The following is an 18,552-nucleotide window of genomic DNA, read 5'->3' as shown; positions in this document are numbered from 1 at the left end:
GCGGCCGGCGCAGCCCGTCGGACGGGTGCGGCCTCAAGTCATGAATTGGCTTATTGACCGAAATGACCATGTGGGCAAGGACGGCAAGAGCTTTCCCATTAGCAATCCAAGGTCAATTCCACATGACGGAAACCACCCTCCAGCTCGGCCACGCGAGCGCCCTGCCTCAATCCCCCGAGGAGGCGCAGCTCGACCGCGTGCCCAATCCCCATCCGGACACCGATTACCTGGCGCGCTTCACCGTGCCGGAATTCACCTCCCTCTGCCCCGTCACGGGCCAGCCGGATTTCGCCATTCTGGTGATCGACTACGTGCCGGGTCCGTTTCTCGTCGAATCCAAGTCGCTGAAGCTCTACATGCACAGCTTCCGCAATCACGGCGCCTTCCATGAGGATTGCACGGTCGCCATCGGCAAGCGCCTCGCGGATCTGCTGGAGCCCCGCTACCTGCGGATCGGCGGGTATTGGTATCCGCGTGGGGGCATCCCCATCGACGTGTTCTGGCAGACTGGCGAGTTGCCGAAGAATCTGTGGCTGCCCGACCAGGGCGTGGCACCCTATCGCGCCCGCTGACCGAAGGGCTTCGTCAGGAGGAACGATGCGGTCAGGCCGACCCCGACGATGATGAGGGCGGCAATTCCCGTCGCCCCGGTCAGTCCGATCGTCCGGAGGCCGAAGCCCATCAGGACCACGCCGAGGGCCTGGCCGCAGAAGAACGAGAAGGCATGGAGCGCGACCGCAGAGGCGCGCGCGCCGGGCGCCACCTCCGTCACCTGGGCCTGGAAGGTGTTGTGGAGCATATAGAAGCCCAGGCCCATGAGCAGGAGTGCAACGGCATCGAGCCTCCAGTCGCCGCCAAGCCCCAGAACGACGAGGGCAGCCCCGGCGAAGAAGCCGCCCCCCAGGAGGATCCTGCCGATGCCGAGCCGCCTCAGCATCCAGGTCACGAGAGCGGAATAGATCAAGCCTCCGATGGCGAAGCCGCCAATGGCGAAGCCGGCTTCCGCGGCGCCTCCCCCGCCCCGCTCCTCCAGCAGCGGCGCCACATAGGGAAAGATGCCGAAGATCGCGATGGCCTCGACGAAGACGAGGCTGAACAGCGTCAGCGCCCGCGGATTGGAGAGGATGTCGCGGTATCGCAGAAGTGCACTCTGCAGATCGAACCTGCCGCCCGGCAGTGCACCCCGGAAGCCGATCGCCGTGGCCGCGAAGGCGAGGGCCACCATAGCCGTGGAGAGCGCGAAGACGCCGCGCCAACCGATCAGCTCCGCCAAAAGCCCCGCGAAGGACGATCCAGCCAACTGGCCGACGATGACCGCCACCAGATAGCGGCTAAGCGCAATCTGGCGCTGGGCCATCTCGACCCGGTCGCCGATCAGCGCGATGGAGAGCGGCACCGCTCCGCCCGCCGCTGCACCGGCAATGATGCGGAGCGTGAAGAGAGTCGCGGCGTTGGGGGCGAAGATGGAGCAGGCCAGAGCCAGGAACAGGAGCGCCAGCGCCACCTTCATTACCCGTTCCTTGCCGAGCGCATCGCCGATGGGCCCCAACACCGGCTGGATGAAGGCATAGGGCAGTGCGAAGGCTGCCGAAAGGAGCGCGATCGTTTGCGCGGTTGAGCCAAGATCCCGGGCGATGATCCCGACCATCGGTTCGACGGCACGTCCGGAGAACGTACTCGCGAAGCCGCTGGTGGCGAGGATCAGGATTAGGTTGCGGGACGACATGGCATCCTAAACGATTGAGGCCGTGAAAAGAGCACTGGCTCCTTATCACGGCCTTATCGCAGCGCGAGGAGCAGGAATGCAGACCTGCCCTCATGAAAAATCATGGAAAGACCTTAGGACGCCCTGCCCTTGGCAAGCGCGTCGAACGCCTTCAATTGCGTCAGCAAGCCTTCCAGTTCCTTCAACGGCACCATATTGGGGCCGTCGGACGGAGCCTTGTCCGGGTCCTGATGGGTTTCGATGAAGACGCCGGCTACGCCGACCGCCACGGCGGCGCGGGCCAGCACCGGCACGAATTCCCGCTGGCCGCCCGAGGTCGTGCCCATTCCGCCAGGCTGCTGGACCGAGTGGGTAGCGTCGAAGATCACCGGAGCACCCGTCTCGGCCATGATCGGCAGGGAGCGCATGTCTGAGACGAGCGTGTTGTATCCGAACGACGCGCCGCGCTCAGTGAGCATGACGTTAGGATTGCCGGCGGCCGTCACCTTGGCTACGACATTCGCCATGTCCCAAGGTGCCAGGAACTGGCCTTTCTTTATGTTGACCACACGACCGGTTTTGGCAGCGGCGACCAGGAGATCGGTCTGGCGGCAAAGGAAGGCAGGGATCTGCAGGATGTCGACCACCTCTCCCACCGGAGCGCATTGGTCCTTTTCGTGCACATCGGTGATCACCGGCAGTCCGTGCTTCTCCTTGACCTCGGCGAAGATGGTAAGCGCCCTGTCCAGCCCGATGCCGCGGGCGCTGGAGATCGAGGTCCGGTTCGCCTTGTCAAAGGACGACTTGTATACGAGGCCGAGGCCCAGTTTTCCGGTGATCTCCTTGAGCGCGGCAGCCATTTCGAGCGCGTGATCGCGGCTTTCCATGGCACAAGGCCCGGCGATAATGCTGAGCGGCAGGTGATTGCCGAAGCGGACAGAGCCGGCTTCGACGATGGCAGGATGCTGTTTGGTATTGGTCATGCACCGTCTCTAGACCTTCTGAGGCCGCAAGCAAAGCGGCTCTGCGCTTGCTCCTTCGGGGAAGGTTGGGCAGGACCGCTAGCGGTTATCACTATGAAAGTTTCTTAACCAAAGGTCTCGAAGGGCACCGTAACTAAGGAAAGGCCGGTTTACTTTAGGTCAATTCTAAAACAAAATGCTATCTGCATGAGAAGATTGAGAATTATTACCTGCAAGCACTTCTGAACGGGACCAGTCTTCATTGGGCAGCGCATGGGGGGCGCTCTAATGTCCGAACATAGCAAGATGCACGAGCTTGTGGCTCTCAGGACGGCTCTCGGCTTTACGCAAAGCAGAATGGCTCACGAAATTGAGCTGAACCTGCGCGACTACCAGTCGTTCGAATGGGGTGAGAACGAGATTCCGGATCTTTATCTCAGGGCAATCGAGCGGATCGCCATGCTCTACGCCATCCGGCACAAGAATCCGATGCTGGTGCCCTCGGCCATGCGCGCAGAAGCGCTTCAGTTCGCCCGAATGGTTGAAGCGGCTGTCTGAGCGGATTCCATTTGTCTCGTCGGCTCCAGCATATTGTCAGAACGTCATCGCGGCTGCGTTGATGATGCCGGCAGCGAGCGAAGCGGCGCCGAGGAACAGGGCTGCCGCCATTTCGCCACCGGCAATGCGCTGCGATAGGTTCGGCATCACGATCCGGACCAGCCAATATACGATGATCTGTACCGCCAGTGCCACCAGACCCCAGACGAGACAATCGACGATTGTCTGGGCGTGGACGATGGCGCTTGCAAGCGGAAGGGCGAACCCGACGAGGCTGAAGCCGAGCGCGGTTGCCGCTGAAATCACGTTCTCGCGGATCAGGGCAAACTCGTTGTGCATGGTCGCAAGCGTGTAGATCGCAAGATAAAGGCCGACCAAGGCGACGGCGAGAACGAAGAAGATCAGAAAGTCGGGCAAGCCCGCCAGAGATGAAGCCACAGTCAATCCCCCATACGATTCAATGTACCAATTGATATGGGGCTATGGTTAATATTACGTTGGCTCGAAGGCGATTGCGACCCCGAAGGCGGCGCTGGCCGGCACGATGAGCCTGCTGCCGATGTGCTGATAAGGGATTTCAGCCGAATCGAGCCACTGCGCCTGACGCTGAATATCCCCGACCCGCACCGCAAAGGCCACAAAGGACGGTCGATCGAGCTCGGCCTCGATGGAGCCGTAGATTTCGGCCGCATCGTCGGGTGTGAGGACATCGATGCGGCTCTCGCCTAGTTGGAAGGATAGGTCGTCCCCGTTCGGGCTTGCCGGCTGCACGCCAGTGAACGCCGTCAGGAAGGCCCGCAGCCGCTCCAAGTCCGATGCCACAAGGGTCACAGATGCAATCTGCGTCACCTTGTTGTCGTGGCGCTGGAATTCCGGATTCCAGAAATTCTCCGGGTAATGATGCTGGCTGACAAAGAAACCCGCCTTGGAATGCTCGGCCGAGGCAAAAGCCAGGGTGAACGCGACCTTGGTCTCGCTTCCGTCGGGCCGGCGCCCCGTGCGCTCGAAATGGAACGGCTCGAAGGATCCAATGCCCCTCTCCGCAAAGAGCACGGCATCAGCCTTCGCATCCTGGCTGTCGAGCGCCAGCATGGCCAGACCTTCGCGGTCCTTCAGGTAGTCTTGGACGAAGGCCCCAAAACTGAAGGCGCTCGCCTGATGGGGTGAGATGGCCGCCCCCTCGCCCACACTGATTAGCTCGATGAAGGAGCCTGGCAATTGGACGATCCGATTCTCGGTGCCCCAGGGGTGGCGGTTGCGCGCACCGACCTGGAAGCCGAGACGCTGATAGAAGCTCGCGGCTTGATCGAGGTCATGAACGGCAACAACGAGATGGTCGATCCGGTGGGTCATCGGCACTTTCCTGTAAGGCGCGTCCGGCATGAAACCGGACGCGACAGGTCAGATTAACATCAAACCAGCCGGCTTTGCTCCACGGCCGCGTGGATGAAGCTCTTGAAGAGCGGATGCGGTTCGAACGGACGCGACTTCAGTTCCGGGTGATACTGGACTCCGATGAACCATGGGTGGTCGTCGTATTCCACGATCTCCGGCAGAACGCCGTCCGGAGAGACGCCTGAGAAGCGCAGGCCCTTGCCTTCAAGCTGTTCGCGATAGGTCATGTTGACCTCGTAGCGGTGGCGATGACGCTCGGAGATTTCCGTGCCGCCGTAGATCTCGGCCACCTTGCTGCCGGGCTTGAGCGAAGCTTGGTAGGCACCGAGGCGCATGGTGCCGCCGAGATCGCCGCCGGACGCACGTTTCTCGAGCTCGTTGCCGCGCAGCCACTCGGTCATGAGACCGACGACCGGCTCGGATGTCGGGCCGAATTCGGTCGAGCTGGCATCCTTGATGCCGGCCAGCGAACGCGCTGCCTCGATGACCGCCATCTGCATGCCGAAGCATATGCCGAAATACGGCACCTTTCGCTCACGGGCGAAACGGGCTGCTCGGATCTTGCCCTCCGCGCCGCGCTGGCCGAAGCCGCCGGGCACCATGATGCCGTGGATGCCCTCGAGGAAGGGGGCCGGATCCTCATGCTCGAAGATTTCGCTCTCGATCCATTCCAGATTCACCTTCACCTGGTTGGCGATGCCGCCGTGGTGCAGGGCTTCGATCAGCGACTTATAGGCATCCTTGAGGCCGGTATATTTGCCGACCACCGCGATGGTGACCTCACCTTCAGGGTTGTGGACGCGCCCGGAGATGTTCGTCCAGCGGCTGAGATCTGGGGTCTTGGTGCTGTCGAGGCCGAAGGCCGCCAGGACCTCGCTGTCGAGCCCAGCCTCATGATAGGCCAGCGGGACGTCATAGATCGAGCGCGCATCGCGCGCCTCGATCACCGCCGTCTCCCGCACGTTGCAGAACAGGGCAAGCTTCCGACGCTCGTCCTTCGGGATCTCGCGATCGGTGCGGCAGAGCAGGATGTCCGGCTGGATGCCGATGGAGCGCAGCTCCGCCACCGAGTGCTGGGTCGGCTTCGTCTTCAGCTCGCCCGCCGACGGAATGAACGGCAGGAGCGTCAGGTGGACGTAGATCGCCTGTCCCCGCTCCAGATCGTTGCCGAGCTGGCGGATGGCCTCGAAGAAGGGCAGGCCTTCGATGTCGCCCACCGTGCCGCCGATCTCGACGAGGACGAAGTCGAAGCCCTCGTTGCCGGTGAGCACGAAGTCCTTGATGGCGTTGGTGACGTGCGGGATCACCTGGATGGTGGCGCCGAGATAGTCGCCGCGCCTCTCCTTGGTGATGATGTCGAGATAGATGCGCCCGGTGGTGATATTGTCGGCCTTGGTGGCCGGCACGCCGGTGAAGCGCTCGTAATGTCCGAGATCCAGATCGGTTTCAGCGCCGTCGTCGGTCACGAAGACCTCGCCGTGCTGATAGGGACTCATAGTCCCCGGATCGACGTTGAGATATGGGTCGAGCTTGCGAAGCCGAACCTTGTAACCGCGTGCTTGGAGAAGCGCTCCCAGAGCCGCCGAAGCCAGACCCTTGCCGAGCGAAGACACCACGCCGCCGGTGATGAATACGTACCGCGTCATGGACCCCTATCCATAAACATCGGGCGCCGATTCGCAATCGCGAACCGTGCCACCCGAATCCCATCCACAAAAAGAGAGGGCCGGAAGGTCCGGCCCTGGTTCACTTACTGCTGAGGCGCTGTCGGTGCTGGAGCACCGGGAGCCGCCGGCTGGTCGCCCTGGAGGCGCTGCAGCTGCTCAAGCACGTTGCCGCCCTGCGGAGCCGCGGGGGCCTGCTGGCCCGGAGCGGGCGCTGCCGGCGCGGTGCCGTCGAGGATCGAGCGCGGAGCCCGGGTCGACGTCGCCATGACGGTCAGCGCAATACTGGTCACGAAGAACAGGCCTGCCAGGATCGCCGTCGCGCGGGTCAGCGCATTGGCCTGGCCGCGGCCGGTCATGAAGCCGGAGACGCCGCCGCCACCTCCGCCGAGGCCCATGCCGCCGCCCTCGGAGCGCTGCAGCAGAACCACGCCGATCAGGGCGAGCACGATGATCAGGTGGACAATGATGAGAACTGTTTGCATCGTTTTCAAAAACCTCAAGCGGCTGCGCACAGGGCGACAGCCGCTCGCAATCCGTTCGTTGCCGCGGCCTGTAGCATAGGTGGGCGCAGGATCAAAGGCCTGCAAGCCGCCTTTTCTTGCTTAGCCGAGATAAGCCCCTGCGATGGCCAGGAAATCGGCCGCCACGAGGCTTGCACCCCCCACCAGCGCACCGTTGACGTTCTCCACCGACATCAGTTCGGCGGCGTTCGAAGGCTTTACCGAGCCGCCGTAGAGGATGCGGACCTTGGGCGCCTCGCCCTTGCCCACGAGACGGCGCAGCTCGTCCCGGACCAGGGCATGCACCTCTGCGACGTCTGCGATCGTCGGGGTCAGGCCGGTGCCGATGGCCCAGACCGGCTCATAGGCGATTACGAGATTGTGGCTGTTCGAATCGACCGGGATCGAGCCCCGCAGCTGCTTGCGCACCACTGCGAGTGTCTTGCCGGATTCGCGTTCCTCGCGGGTCTCGCCGACGCAGACGATGGCCGCGAGACCGGCCCGGTGGGCTGCGACCGCCTTGGCGCAGACGTCGACGTCTTTCTCCTTGTGGTACTGGCGGCGCTCGGAATGGCCCACGATCACATAGGTCGCACCGGCATCGGCCAGCATTTCGGCCGACAGATCGCCCGTGAAGGCGCCCGATTCCTTGGCATGGCAATCCTGGCCGCCGATGGCGACCCGGGAGCCGACGGACGCGTAGGCAAACAGGGACACGAGCGTGGCCGGCGGGCAGACCGCGAGCTCGACCTTGGCCTTGAGCCCGGGCGTGTAGCCGGCATGGATCTCGGTCAGCGCTTTGGCCGAGGTCTTCAAACCGTTCATCTTCCAGTTTCCCGCCACCAGCGGGCGCGGCCTCTCGACGCTCATTGCGGCACTCCTGTCACGCTTGTTGATCTGGCACTAGCAGAGGCTTGAGCCTTCTTTCAACCAGACTTGCCCTTTTCGTAGAGCCCCTGATCGTTTATCGGCAGGTTTAACGAATTTTTGGAAAACGGGTTCACGATGCTTCGGAACATGCGCAAGGCTGGGCAGACCCTGGTCGGCAAAATCATCGCCACCGTCTTTTTCGGTGCCTTGATCGTCAGCTTCGCCATCTGGGGCATCGGCGACATCTTCCGTGCGACGCCCGCGTCCGCGGTCGCCGAGGTGGGGAGTACCACCATCACGGTCGATCAGGTCCGCAATGCCTATACGAACGAGCTTCAGAGGCTCGGGCGTCAGTTCCGTACCGTCATCAGCCCGGAGCAGGCCAGGGCCTTCGGCCTCGACCAGCAGGTGGTCTACAATCTTGTGACCGAGGCCGTCATGGCCGAGCAGGCCAAGCAGATGGGCCTTTCGGTCTCCGACCAGCTCGTCGCCGCCTCGATCATGAACAATCCGGCTTTCAAAGGAGCCGACGGCCAGTTCAACCGGGCCCAGTTCGATCAGGCCCTGCGCAATATCGGCCTCTCCGAAGCGGGCTTCGTGCAGGAGCAGCGCTCGGCCATGGCGCGCCTTCACCTTGCCGAGGCCATTGCCGGCGACATCAACGTGCCCGTGGCGGCCAAGGAGGCCCTGCACCGATTCGCATCCGAGCGCCGGGCGGCTTCCTATATCCTTCTGACCGCAGCCATGGCAGGCGACATCCCCGCCCCTACGGCCGAGCAGCTCCAGAGCTTCTTCAACGAGCGCAAGAGCGCGTTCCGCGCGCCCGAATACCGGGCCCTGTCGGTCATGGCCCTCGATGCGGCCGCTCTCGCCAAGCCCGAGACCGTGTCCGAGGCCGATGCCCGCCAGGCCTATGAGCAGCAGAAGTCCAAGTACGGCACCCCGGAGCGCCGCACGATCCAGCAGATCACCTTCCCGTCGCAGGCTGAAGCCGAGGCCGCGGCTGCCAAGATCAAGGAAGGCACCACCTTCGAAGCCCTCGCCGGGGAGCGCAACGTCTCCCCGCAGGATCTGGAACTCGGCACCTTCACCAAGTCTGAAATGCTCGATCAGACGGTGGCGGATGCCGTCTTCGCCCTTGAGCAGGGAGCCGTCAGTGCTCCGATCGCCGGCCGTTTTGGCCCGGTGCTCGTGAGGGTCACGCAGATCCAGCCCGAGTCCGTTCGTCCCTTCGACGAGGTTGTTGCCGAACTCCGCCAGGAGGTCGCTCAACAGCGAGCCCAAGGGCAGATCGAGAAGATCCATGACGAGATCGAGGATCTGCGGGCCGGCGCCAAGCCCCTGGCGGATATCGCCAAGGAAAAGGGCCTAACCCTGGTCCAGGTCCCGGCGATCGAGGCCGGTGGCCAGGACACGGCCGGCAACCCGGTCAATCTCCCGGAGAAGGATGCCGTCGTGAAGGCGGCCTTCGCCTCTGACATCGGCGTCGACAACGAGCCCCTGCGCACCGCCACCGGCTATGTCTGGTACGACGTGACGGGCATCGAGCCCTCCCGCGAGAAGAATCTCGATGAGGTTCGCGAACAGGTTGCCGCTCAGTGGCGGGAGGATCAGGTAGCCCAGCGCCTGTCGGAGAAGGCGAACGAACTCACCGGCCGTCTCGAGAAGGGCGAAGCTATCGAAGCCGTGGCCCAGGAAGCCGGTGGGGCGGTCAAGAACGCAGCAGACCTCGCCCGCAACGCTGCAAAGGACGAGCTGACCACCGAGGCGGTGAACCGCATCTTCGCCGTGCCCGTCGGCAAGGCTGGCCATGCCGCCAATGGAACGGACGCCCGCGCGGTGTTCAAGGTCACGGCGGCCACGGTGCCGCCGCTGATCACCACGACGCAGGCGGCGCAGAACGCCCAGAACCAGCTCCAGACCGGCTTCGGCGACGATCTGATCAGCCAGTACATTGCCCAGGTTCGTCAGGATCTCGGCGTTACGATCAACCAGCAGGCGCTGCGTCGGGCCACAGGCGGCGAATCGTAGTTCCATGACGAGCACGCCCGATTTCGACACCTTCGCGACGGCCTACGAGGCCGGCGAGGCCGGCGTTTTGCGCACGACCCTCGTGGGCGATCTGCTGACCCCGGTCGCGGCCTTCCTGAAGCTGCGACATGAGCGGAAAGGGTCTGCCTTCCTGCTGGAATCCGTGGAGGGGGGCGCGACCCGCGGTCGCTTCTCCATGATCGGACTCGATCCCGATCTCGTCTGGCGCTGCCAGGACGGGGTGGCTGCCATCGACCGCCAGGCGCTGAGCCGTCGGCAGGAATTCAGGGTCGAGGAGAGGCCGCCCCTGGAGAGCCTTCGTGCGCTGATCAAGGACAGTGCCCTGCCCCTCTCCGACGACCTGCCGCCGATGGCGGCGGGGCTCTTCGGTTATCTCGGCTACGACATGGTCCGGCTCATGGAGCGGCTGCCCGAGCCCAATCCGGACGTGCTGCAGGTTCCCGACGCCATTCTCGTCCGCCCCACCGTCATGGTGGTGTTCGATGCGGTGAAGGACGAGATCTCGCTTATCACGCCTGTGCGCCCGCAGGCCGGAACCTCCGCCAAGGCGGCCTATGAGACGGCTCTCTCACGTCTCGACGAGGTCACCGCCGCCCTCGACCGCCCTCTGCCCATCGACGACCGCAGCGACCCGACCCAGATCCAATTCGAACCGCCGGTCTCGAATACGACCCCGCAGGAATTCGAGGCGATGGTCGCGAAGGCGAAGGAGTACATCCGCGCCGGCGACATCTTCCAGGTGGTGCTGTCGCAGCGGTTCGAGGCGGCCTTCCCCCTCCCCGCCTTCGCGCTCTACCGCTCCCTGCGCCGGGTCAATCCGGCTCCATTCCTCTGCTATCTCGATTTCGAGGATTTTCAGATCGTTTGCTCCTCACCGGAGATCCTGGTGCGGGTCCGCGACGGCCGGGTCACGATCCGACCCATCGCCGGAACGCGGCCGCGCGGGGCAACGGCCGCCGAGGACCGGGCCCATGCGGAAAGCCTGCTGGCCGATCAGAAGGAGCGGGCCGAGCATCTGATGCTGCTCGATCTCGGGCGCAACGATGTGGGCCGTGTGGCCGAGATGGGCTCCGTGGAGGTCACGGATTCCTTCTTTCTCGAATATTACAGCCAGGTGATGCACATCGTGTCGAACGTGGAAGGCAGGCTCGACCCGTCCTTCGATGCGCTCGACGCTCTCGTGGCCGGCTTCCCGGCCGGCACGGTCTCTGGCGCCCCGAAGGTGCGCGCCATGCAGATCATCGACGAGCTGGAGAAGGACAAGCGCGGGCCCTATGCCGGCTGCATCGGGTATTTCGGCGCCAATGGCGAGATGGACACCTGCATCGTGCTGCGCACCGCCCTGGTGAAGGATGGCCGCATGGCCGTCCAGGCCGGCGCCGGCATTGTCTATGATTCCGATCCGGCCTCCGAGCAGCAGGAATGCATCAACAAGTCCAAGGCGCTGTTCCGGGCCGCGGAAGAGGCCGTGCGCTTCGCAAGCCAGGCAAGGGTCGGACAATGAGTGCGGTAAGGCTTCCCTTGACCGGGAGCGTCGCTTACGCGAACGTCGGCGCGCTATGACCCGCGTTCTCGTCATCGACAATTACGACAGCTTCACCTGGAATCTGGTGCATCTGCTGGGCCCGCTCGCGACCTCCGTCGATGTCGTGCGCAACGATGCCATCAGCACGGACGAGGTGCTCGCCTCCCGGCCTGACGCCATCGTGCTCTCCCCGGGTCCCTGCACCCCGAACGAGGCCGGAATCTGCCTGGATCTCGTGAAGCGTGCCTCGCCCGAGATCCCGACCTTCGGCGTCTGCCTCGGGCTGCAGACGATCGGTCAGGTCTTCGGCGGCACCGTCTCGCGGGCCCCCCTGCCCATGCACGGCAAGGTCTCCGAGGTGGAGCATGGCGGCCAGGCGGTGTTCCGCGGCATCAACGGCTCGTTCAAGGCGACCCGCTACCATTCGCTCATCGTGGATCGGGAAACCTGCCCGGCCGACCTGCAGGTGACGGCGGAGACTTCGGATGGGCTGGTCATGGGGCTGTCGCACCGTTCTCTGCCGATCCACGGCGTCCAGTTCCACCCCGAGAGCATCCTGTCGGAACATGGGGTGACGATCATGCGCAACTTCTTCGAACTCGCGGCGGAATGGAACGCCAAGCACCGCACAGCCGACGCTGAAGCAGCGCCATCAGGACATTGAAAGCGATGGAATCCTTCAAATCCTACCTCGCCAAAGTCGCCACAGGCGCATCGCTGACCCGCGACGAGGCACGGGATGCCTTCGATGACCTGCTTTCCGGCGAAGTGACCCCGGCCCAGGGCGGTGCCTTCCTGATGGCGCTGCGGGTCCGCGGCGAGGCCCTTGAGGAGATCGTCGGGGCGGTGACCGCCATGCGCGGACGCATGCTGCGGGTCAATGCCCCCGAGAAGGCGGTCGACATCGTCGGCACCGGCGGCGACCACAAGGGCAGCTACAACATCTCGACGCTCGCCTCGATCATCGTGGCCTCCTGCGGCGTTCCCGTCGCCAAGCATGGCAACCGGGCGGCCTCTTCCAAGTCCGGCACGGCCGATGTGCTCTCCGCCCTCGGCGTCAAGCTCGGTCTCGATCAGGAAGGCCTGGAACACTGTCTCGAAGAGACCAAGCTCTGCTTCATGTTCGCGCAGACCCATCACGCCGCCATGCGCCACGTAGCGCCCGTGCGGGTGGAGCTCGGGACGCGCACGATCTTCAACCTGCTTGGGCCGCTGGCCAATCCGGCCGGTGCGAAGCGTCAGCTTCTCGGTGTGTTTTCAGAAGCTTGGCTCGAACCCCTCACTCAGGTCCTGAAGGAGCTCGGCTCTCAGAAAGTCTGGACCGTGCACGGCTCGGACGGTCTCGACGAGATGACCACCACCGGCCCGACTTTCGTCGTGGCTTTGGAAAACGGCGCGATCCGCCGATTCACCGTGACGCCTGAAGAGGTGGGCCTGCCGACCGTTTCCCTTGACGATCTCAGAGGCGGCGACCCGGAGCACAACGCGGCCGAACTGCGCGCCGTTCTGGACGGTGCCCGCACGCCTTATCGCGATGTGGCCCTGCTCAATGCGGCTGCCTCCCTGGTCGTTGCAGACGAGGCCGAGAATCTGCGTGACGGTCTTGACCGGGCATCAAGGGCTCTCGACAGCGGCGCCTCGAAGGCGACCCTTGAGCGTCTCGTCAAAGTCTCGAACGCTTGAGTGAACCTGCGATGGCCGACGTTCTCAGCAAGATCGAAGCCTATAAGCGCCAGGAGATCGCGGCCGCGAAAGCCGCCGTTTCGCCAAGGGAGATGGAGCGTCGCGCTCGAGCAGCCTCACCAGCCCGTGGTTTTGCAGCAGCGATCGAGCGCCATCTCGCAGGTGGCCGTCCCGCCCTGATCGCCGAGGTGAAGAAGGCGAGCCCTTCGAAGGGCTTGATCCGGGCCGATTTCGATCCTCCGAGCCTCGCAAAGGCCTATGCCGAAGGCGGCGCCACCTGCCTGTCCGTCCTAACCGACGAGCCTTCGTTCCAAGGCAAGCCCGAGTATCTGATGCAGGCTCGCGAAGCCTCGGCTTTGCCCGCCCTGCGCAAGGACTTCCTGTTCGAGCCTTACCAGGTTTACGAGGCGCGCGCCTGGGGTGCCGATTGCATCCTCGTGATCATGGCGAGCGTCACGGATGACGAGGCCCGCGCCCTGATCGATGCGGCGCACGATCTTGGCATGGACGTGCTGGTCGAGGTACATGACCGGGCGGAACTGGAGCGCGCTCTGCCCCTCGGTACCAAGCTGGTCGGCATCAACAACCGCAACCTGCGGACCTTCGAGGTGTCGCTCGGCGTCAGCGAGGAACTGGCTCCCCTGATCCCCTCCGACCGCATCGTCGTTGGGGAGAGCGGTATCTTCACCCTGTCGGACATCGAGCGGTTGTCAAAGGTGGATATTCGCACCTTCCTCGTGGGCGAAAGTCTCATGCGTCAAGCCGATGTGGCGGCAGCGACGCGAAGACTTCTCTTCGGCGAGGCCGCATGACGAAACTCACCCATCTCGATGCGACCGGCCAAGCCAGCATGGTGGACGTTTCCGACAAGAGCGTTACCAGCCGCACTGCGATTGCCGAGGGATGCGTAGTCATGCAGGCGGAAACCCTGGACCTGATCCGTCATGGCGAGGCCAAAAAGGGCGATGTTCTGGGTACTGCTCGCCTTGCCGGGATCATGGCGTCCAAGCGCACGCATGAACTCATTCCGCTCTGCCACCCTCTCCTCATCTCGAAGGTCAAGGTGGACTGCATTCTGGATGATGGCCTTCCCGGCGTGCGCGTGAGCGCCGAAGTGAAGGTGTCGGGCCAGACCGGCGTCGAGATGGAGGCCCTGACCGCCGTGTCCATCGCCTGTCTGACGATCTACGACATGGTGAAGGCGGCCGATAAGGCGATGCGGATCGAGAACATCCGCCTGCGCCGCAAGAGCGGCGGCCGCTCGGGAGATTTCGAGGCGCCATGAGCCTGATTTCGGTCGAGGACGCTCTCTCCCGGGTACTGGCAAGCGTCGAAAAGCCGGTCGGAATCGAGCATGTCCCTCTCGCCGCCTGCGCGGGCCGGACGCTCGCCGAGGATGTCGGCGCGCTGCGCGACCAACCGCCCTTCCCCGCCTCCGCCATGGACGGCTATGCGGTGCGGAGCGCCGATTGTGCAGCCGTTCCAGCAACCCTCCGTGTGGTCGGCACCAGCGCGGCCGGCAAGCGCTTCACCGGCACCCTTGGATCTATGGAGGCTGTGCGCATCTTCACCGGTGCGCCCCTTCCCGAAGGAGCAGACGCGGTGGTGCTGCAGGAGGATGCCGACAGATCCGGCGACCAGGTCACGGTGAAGGAAGCGGCCCGCTCCGGCCGACACATCAGGGCGGCAGGCCTCGACTTCCGCGCGGGTGACGTTCTGCTGCAGACAGGGCTACGTCTGGATTCCCGCCACATCGCGCTGGCGGCCGCCATGGGCTACGCGGCCCTGCCCGTTCACCGCAAGCCACGGGTCGCCATCCTGGCGACGGGCGACGAGTTGGTGCGCGCGGGCGAGCCTGTCGGCCCTGACCAGATCACCGCATCGAGCCTGCCGGCCACCATTTTGATGGTTGAGAAAGCCGGGGCCGAGGCGATTGATCTCGGGATTGCACGCGACACGCTGGAATCGCTCGATGAGGGCATTCAGGCTGCGAGAGATGCCGGCGCCGACATCCTCGTGACCCTGGGAGGCGCTTCCGTAGGCGAGCATGATCTGGTGCAGACGGCTTTAAGCCGGCACGGCATGGATCTCGGCTTCTGGCGCGTGGCCTTGCGGCCCGGAAAACCTCTGATGCACGGGCGTCTCGGGTCGACCCTGCTCTTAGGTCTGCCTGGGAACCCGGTCTCTTCCCTGGTCTGCGCCGTGCTTTTCCTGATTCCGGCAATCCGCGCTCTCCTGGCCGATCAGAAGGCGGCCGATGATCCGACGGAGGACGCGATCCTGGGAGCCGATCTTCCGCCGAACCGCGATCGTCAGGATTACATGCGTGCCTCGCTCTCGTTCCAGGATATCCCCGTAAGTCTCACCAATTGCGCTGAACGGCTGATGCTTTCCGTGGCGACACCGCACCTGCTGCAGGATTCATCCATGCTGAGCATTCTGGAGCGGTCGGACGTCCTCTTGGTTCGCCCGCCCCATGCACCTGCAGCCACGGCCGGAGAGCCTTGCCGGATCATCCGGCTCGACCGGTTTTGCTGAGCCATCTTTCAATTTTGAAATGCCCAGGCTTGCGGAACACAGCAAGAACAGCTACCTTGTTCTCGATTTGTTTCAGAATCGCTCCGCTTGGGAGCAGTAAGGGCCAGCCATGCTGACGCGTAAACAGCACGAATTGCTCCGCTTCATTCATGAGCGGCTGCGTGAAACCGGGGTTCCGCCATCCTTCGACGAGATGAAGGATGCGCTCGATCTCAAGTCCAAATCCGGCATCCACCGCCTCATCACGGCGCTCGAGGAGCGCGGCTTCATCCGCCGCCTGCCGAACCGAGCCCGAGCTCTGGAGGTGATCCGCCTGCCGGAGAGCACCAGCGGCGCCGGCAGCCAGCGGCGCTTCACGCCGAGCGTGGTCGAGGGTGGTCTTGCCGGGAAAGCCAAGGCCGCACCCCAGCCGGCATCCGATTCGCGCGACCGGGAGATGTCGATCCCCGTCATGGGCCGAATCGCCGCCGGTGTGCCGATCTCGGCAATCCAGACCCGCAGCCATTCCATCACCCTGTCTGGAGACTTCCTTGCCCAGGGCGATCATTTCGCCCTTGAGGTGCGCGGAGACTCGATGGTGGAAGCCGGCATTCTCGATGGGGATCTCGTGGTGATCCGTCGACAGGACACGGCCAATACGGGCGACATCATCGTAGCCTTGATCGATGATGAAGAGGCGACCCTGAAGCGCTTCCGTCGCCGTGGGTCGTCGATTGCCCTCGAAGCGGCCAATCAGGCCTATGAGACCCGCGTGCTCGGCCCCGATCGGGTCAAGATCCAGGGCAAGCTCGTCAGTCTGGTTCGCCGGTACTGAGATCTTCCTCTGGGAAATCCTGCTCAGGGACAGGCCGCGCCTGACGTGGCCTGCCCCGAGCAGACAATGCTTCCTCATGAGGCAAGTCGGCGCTGGACCACGACCTGATCTCGCGCCCTTTTCTCACGGAGCGCACTTCGATTGCCTCGGGATTGAACCGAAGCGTCGTTGCACCGCGCTCCTTCAACGCCTTACCGTCCCAAACGAAGCGCGCTGTGCAGCTCGATGGCGCCTCAAGCCGCGAGACAACTACCGTGGCACGACGGCAATCCTCTTCGAAGGCGGAGAAATCCTGGACGAATGCGATCCATCGTCCCCCTGTGGCTGCGACCACACAGCCGGCAGCGTCGCATCTCGCGTCCCGCCGAAGGCTTCCATCATCAACGCTTCGTGCATCCCCGTCGGCGCGTAACCATTGCTCGGCAACGAAATCCGACGGGCGTCCCACAAGCGTCAGCTGCCCACCTTTGCTGCGAATGGCTGCCCCCGCCCCGTCCCGATCGATGAAGATGTCGTAGCGATCCGGTTTGGCCGCGAAGGCCAGCCCAAGCCCAGCCGGCACCAAAGCAAGCAGGCGCAGGGAGGAAGCCGGTATGGTCAACACAATCAAGCCGACGCTCAGGGAAACAAGCGCAACGCTACTGAGGGCCGGAACGACCAGCGTCGATCCGCTGAAGCTTCCGACCCAGGCCGAGACGTTGAGCACCTGCGACACGGCCGTCCCCATGACTTGCCAGATTGGACGATCAAGGCCGAAGGGATAGGCCAGCACGCCGAGAACGGCGGATGGCATGACCACGAGCGAGACGAGCGGCAGGGCCAGTGCGTTACCGATGAGGCCGTAAGGGTTCAGGCTTTGGAAATGATAGGCGGCAAAGGGAGCCGTGCCGATGCTGGCCACAAGGGTCGTTGTGACAAGGCCGAGCATGGCCCGACCGAGCCAGAGCAAGCCTCGTTCAACGATGGTGAGCGTCCCCTCTCCCAATGGGCGCCGCTGCATCAGGGGCACGAGTGCCATCATGGCGGCAACGGCACTGAACGACATCTGAAAGCTCGGGCCGAGAAGCGCCTCGGGCTCTCGCGCAAGAACGACGAGAGCCGCCAGAGACAGATTGCGGATGCTCAAGGCAGGGCGATCCGCCAGGACCGCGCCGAACATCACAAGCGTCATGATGAGCGAGCGCTCGGTAGCGACATCGGAGCCCGAGAAGATGCAGTAGGTCGTGGCTCCGATCATTGCAGCCACGGCAGCGATTTTCTTGACCGGCCAGAGCAGAGCAAGGCCCGGCGCAAGAGCCAGGAGGGCGCGCACCAGCCAGAAGAAGGTACCTGCGGCCAGCACCATATGGAGGCCGGAGATTGACACGATGTGGTAGATGCCGGCTCCCCGCAGAACATCGTTCGCATGCTCCGGAATGAGACCGCGCTTGCCCGTCACCAGCGCGGCGCCAACCCCTCCGGCGGCACCGCCGATCGAGCTGGCGATACGCTCTGTCAGCGCATTGCGGGCCCCGTCGATGCGGGTGGCAAGCCAGAGAGACCAATCCGGCTCTGACGCTGGATCGCCCTGGCGCACCGGACCGACCAAGGAGCCCACGGCACCGATCCCCTTGAAATAGGCGTCACGAGCGAAGTCGTAGCCGCCGGGCCACGCGGCTTGAGGCGGCGGAAGCAGCCTCGCCGTCCCGGTGATCAGCCGTCCGGGCGAAAGCCCGATCCCGTCGCGCGCGGAGACCCGCACGCGCAGGGGCCGTTCGGCTTCCGCAACGTCCTTCATGTCGGTCACGCGCAGAAGCAGACGCTTGCCCTCCTCCCGGTCCTCGACCGCCTCGATGACGCCTGTGACCGGTGTGATGACGATGCGGGTGAGAGCAGGTGCCGCCACGCTCCGGGTTCGGATCACCCCGGCCGAAAAACCTGCGAAGAGCGCCGCGAGCGCGATCATGGTGCAACAGGCCGCCTGGTTCCGACGGAGAGCGATCGCCGCCGCAACGCAGAGTGTCAGGGCTGCGACAGGTGCCCACAGGGCCGGCTCGGCATCCGCTTGGAAGAACAGGATGATGCCGATCCCGAAAAAGACCGCGATCCAGGGAAAGAGCCGGCGCTGCTCGATTTCCTGAGCCATGGTCTTCGAAAGCCAATCGCGACCATCCAGGAGGTGCCACTCGATCGAGCGACCCATCGACCGCGGCAGCGCCACGGTCCGCGCAATGCTGCGCGGGATCCGATGGGACATTTCTCGGTTGTCTTCCATTGCGGCTTCGGCTTAACGCGGGTCCGGTT

The 18,552-nt window shown here is 64.1% G+C and carries 18 protein-coding genes; 10 read left to right on the top strand and 8 right to left on the bottom strand.

The window, feature by feature from the left end; genetic code table 11:
• Window positions 1-122: 122 nt before the first annotated feature.
• Window positions 123-572, top strand: coding sequence for a preQ(1) synthase (gene queF / locus VB672_RS18150; RefSeq protein WP_329785609.1), 450 nt, complete (start codon window positions 123-125; stop codon window positions 570-572).
• Here the strand turns inward: queF and VB672_RS18145 are convergent.
• Together VB672_RS18145 and kdsA are read right to left on the bottom strand one after the other, a co-directional pair.
• On the bottom strand, window positions 557-1,726 hold the full coding sequence (locus VB672_RS18145) for an MFS transporter (RefSeq protein ID WP_329785608.1): 1,170 nt from the start codon (window positions 1,724-1,726) through the stop codon (window positions 557-559). The two genes, queF and VB672_RS18145, sit on opposite strands and share 16 nt — an antisense overlap.
• Window positions 1,727-1,839: 113 nt before the next feature.
• A complete protein-coding gene (gene kdsA, locus VB672_RS18140; protein ID WP_329785607.1) occupies window positions 1,840-2,688 on the bottom strand; it encodes a 3-deoxy-8-phosphooctulonate synthase in 849 nt (282 codons plus the stop codon).
• Between the two features lie 336 nt (window positions 2,689-3,024).
• Between kdsA and VB672_RS18135 the strand changes: the two genes are divergently transcribed.
• Window positions 3,025-3,225, top strand: a complete 201-nt coding sequence (locus VB672_RS18135) for a transcriptional regulator (RefSeq protein ID WP_329785606.1) — start codon at window positions 3,025-3,027, stop codon at window positions 3,223-3,225.
• A gap of 36 nt (window positions 3,226-3,261) precedes the next feature.
• Here the strand turns inward: VB672_RS18135 and VB672_RS18130 are convergent, their stop codons facing one another.
• The 5 genes from VB672_RS18130 to tpiA form a co-directional block, all read right to left on the bottom strand.
• Window positions 3,262-3,663, bottom strand: a complete 402-nt coding sequence (locus VB672_RS18130; RefSeq protein WP_162003241.1) for a DUF350 domain-containing protein — start codon at window positions 3,661-3,663, stop codon at window positions 3,262-3,264.
• Between the two features lie 54 nt (window positions 3,664-3,717).
• Window positions 3,718-4,578, bottom strand: coding sequence for a VOC family protein (locus tag VB672_RS18125; RefSeq protein ID WP_329785605.1), 861 nt, complete (start codon window positions 4,576-4,578; stop codon window positions 3,718-3,720).
• A gap of 59 nt (window positions 4,579-4,637) precedes the next feature.
• On the bottom strand, window positions 4,638-6,266 hold the full coding sequence (locus tag VB672_RS18120; RefSeq protein ID WP_329785604.1) for a CTP synthase: 1,629 nt from the start codon (window positions 6,264-6,266) through the stop codon (window positions 4,638-4,640).
• 104 nt (window positions 6,267-6,370) lie between these two features.
• Window positions 6,371-6,769, bottom strand: coding sequence for a preprotein translocase subunit SecG (secG, locus tag VB672_RS18115; RefSeq protein ID WP_329785603.1), 399 nt, complete (start codon window positions 6,767-6,769; stop codon window positions 6,371-6,373).
• Window positions 6,770-6,889: 120 nt separating this feature from the next.
• Window positions 6,890-7,657: a triose-phosphate isomerase gene (tpiA, locus tag VB672_RS18110; protein ID WP_329785602.1), complete on the bottom strand. Its 768-nt coding sequence runs from the start codon at window positions 7,655-7,657 to the stop codon at window positions 6,890-6,892.
• Window positions 7,658-7,804: 147 nt separating this feature from the next.
• Between tpiA and VB672_RS18105 the strand changes: the two genes are divergently transcribed.
• The 8 genes from VB672_RS18105 (at window position 7,805) to lexA (ending at window position 16,269) form a co-directional block, all read left to right on the top strand.
• Window positions 7,805-9,688, top strand: a complete 1,884-nt coding sequence (locus VB672_RS18105) for a SurA N-terminal domain-containing protein (RefSeq protein ID WP_329785601.1) — start codon at window positions 7,805-7,807, stop codon at window positions 9,686-9,688.
• Window positions 9,689-9,692: 4 nt separating this feature from the next.
• Complete coding sequence (gene trpE, locus VB672_RS18100; RefSeq protein ID WP_329785600.1) at window positions 9,693-11,213, top strand: anthranilate synthase component I; 1,521 nt, start codon at window positions 9,693-9,695, stop codon at window positions 11,211-11,213.
• A gap of 55 nt (window positions 11,214-11,268) precedes the next feature.
• A complete protein-coding gene (locus tag VB672_RS18095) occupies window positions 11,269-11,898 on the top strand; it encodes an anthranilate synthase component II (protein WP_329785599.1) in 630 nt (209 codons plus the stop codon).
• 5 nt (window positions 11,899-11,903) lie between these two features.
• Entirely contained in the window at window positions 11,904-12,917 is a 1,014-nt protein-coding gene (trpD, locus tag VB672_RS18090; RefSeq protein WP_329785598.1) for an anthranilate phosphoribosyltransferase, read from the top strand.
• A gap of 11 nt (window positions 12,918-12,928) precedes the next feature.
• Window positions 12,929-13,729, top strand: a complete 801-nt coding sequence (gene trpC, locus VB672_RS18085; protein ID WP_329785597.1) for an indole-3-glycerol phosphate synthase TrpC — start codon at window positions 12,929-12,931, stop codon at window positions 13,727-13,729.
• The gene (moaC, locus tag VB672_RS18080; protein WP_329785596.1) at window positions 13,726-14,202 is read left to right on the top strand and encodes a cyclic pyranopterin monophosphate synthase MoaC; all 477 of its coding nucleotides are present in this window, start codon (window positions 13,726-13,728) and stop codon (window positions 14,200-14,202) included. The genes trpC and moaC overlap by 4 nt, the downstream gene beginning before the upstream one ends.
• Complete coding sequence (locus VB672_RS18075; protein WP_329785595.1) at window positions 14,199-15,455, top strand: molybdopterin molybdotransferase MoeA; 1,257 nt, start codon at window positions 14,199-14,201, stop codon at window positions 15,453-15,455. Before moaC ends, VB672_RS18075 begins: the two co-directional genes overlap by 4 nt.
• A gap of 109 nt (window positions 15,456-15,564) precedes the next feature.
• The gene (gene lexA / locus VB672_RS18070; RefSeq protein ID WP_329785594.1) at window positions 15,565-16,269 is read left to right on the top strand and encodes a transcriptional repressor LexA; all 705 of its coding nucleotides are present in this window, start codon (window positions 15,565-15,567) and stop codon (window positions 16,267-16,269) included.
• Here lexA and VB672_RS18065 read toward each other — a convergent pair.
• Entirely contained in the window at window positions 16,247-18,505 is a 2,259-nt protein-coding gene (locus VB672_RS18065; protein WP_329785593.1) for a ComEC/Rec2 family competence protein, read from the bottom strand. The two genes, lexA and VB672_RS18065, sit on opposite strands and share 23 nt — an antisense overlap.
• Between the last annotated feature and the right edge of the window lie 47 nt (window positions 18,506-18,552).

Origin of the sequence: Microvirga sp. CF3016, from assembly GCF_036314085.1 — a bacterium.
Classification (GTDB): Bacteria; Pseudomonadota; Alphaproteobacteria; order Rhizobiales; family Beijerinckiaceae; genus Microvirga.
This window is presented reverse-complemented; position numbering and strand designations above follow the sequence as displayed.

Excerpts from the sequence above, each read along its gene's own strand:
- queF (WP_329785609.1), top strand. The coding sequence starts at position 123 with ATGACGGAAACCACCCTCCAGCTCGGCCACGCGAGCGCCCTGCCTCAA.
- VB672_RS18145 (WP_329785608.1), bottom strand. The coding sequence starts at position 1,726 with ATGTCGTCCCGCAACCTAATCCTGATCCTCGCCACCAGCGGCTTCGCG.
- kdsA (WP_329785607.1), bottom strand. The coding sequence starts at position 2,688 with ATGACCAATACCAAACAGCATCCTGCCATCGTCGAAGCCGGCTCTGTC.
- VB672_RS18135 (WP_329785606.1), top strand. The coding sequence starts at position 3,025 with ATGGCTCACGAAATTGAGCTGAACCTGCGCGACTACCAGTCGTTCGAA.
- VB672_RS18125 (WP_329785605.1), bottom strand. The coding sequence starts at position 4,578 with ATGACCCACCGGATCGACCATCTCGTTGTTGCCGTTCATGACCTCGAT.
- VB672_RS18120 (WP_329785604.1), bottom strand. The coding sequence starts at position 6,266 with ATGACGCGGTACGTATTCATCACCGGCGGCGTGGTGTCTTCGCTCGGC.
- secG (WP_329785603.1), bottom strand. The coding sequence starts at position 6,769 with ATGCAAACAGTTCTCATCATTGTCCACCTGATCATCGTGCTCGCCCTG.
- tpiA (WP_329785602.1), bottom strand. The coding sequence starts at position 7,657 with ATGAGCGTCGAGAGGCCGCGCCCGCTGGTGGCGGGAAACTGGAAGATG.
- VB672_RS18105 (WP_329785601.1), top strand. The coding sequence starts at position 7,805 with ATGCGCAAGGCTGGGCAGACCCTGGTCGGCAAAATCATCGCCACCGTC.
- trpE (WP_329785600.1), top strand. The coding sequence starts at position 9,693 with ATGACGAGCACGCCCGATTTCGACACCTTCGCGACGGCCTACGAGGCC.
- VB672_RS18095 (WP_329785599.1), top strand. The coding sequence starts at position 11,269 with ATGACCCGCGTTCTCGTCATCGACAATTACGACAGCTTCACCTGGAAT.
- trpD (WP_329785598.1), top strand. The coding sequence starts at position 11,904 with ATGGAATCCTTCAAATCCTACCTCGCCAAAGTCGCCACAGGCGCATCG.
- trpC (WP_329785597.1), top strand. The coding sequence starts at position 12,929 with ATGGCCGACGTTCTCAGCAAGATCGAAGCCTATAAGCGCCAGGAGATC.
- moaC (WP_329785596.1), top strand. The coding sequence starts at position 13,726 with ATGACGAAACTCACCCATCTCGATGCGACCGGCCAAGCCAGCATGGTG.
- VB672_RS18075 (WP_329785595.1), top strand. The coding sequence starts at position 14,199 with ATGAGCCTGATTTCGGTCGAGGACGCTCTCTCCCGGGTACTGGCAAGC.
- lexA (WP_329785594.1), top strand. The coding sequence starts at position 15,565 with ATGCTGACGCGTAAACAGCACGAATTGCTCCGCTTCATTCATGAGCGG.
- VB672_RS18065 (WP_329785593.1), bottom strand. The coding sequence starts at position 18,505 with ATGTCCCATCGGATCCCGCGCAGCATTGCGCGGACCGTGGCGCTGCCG.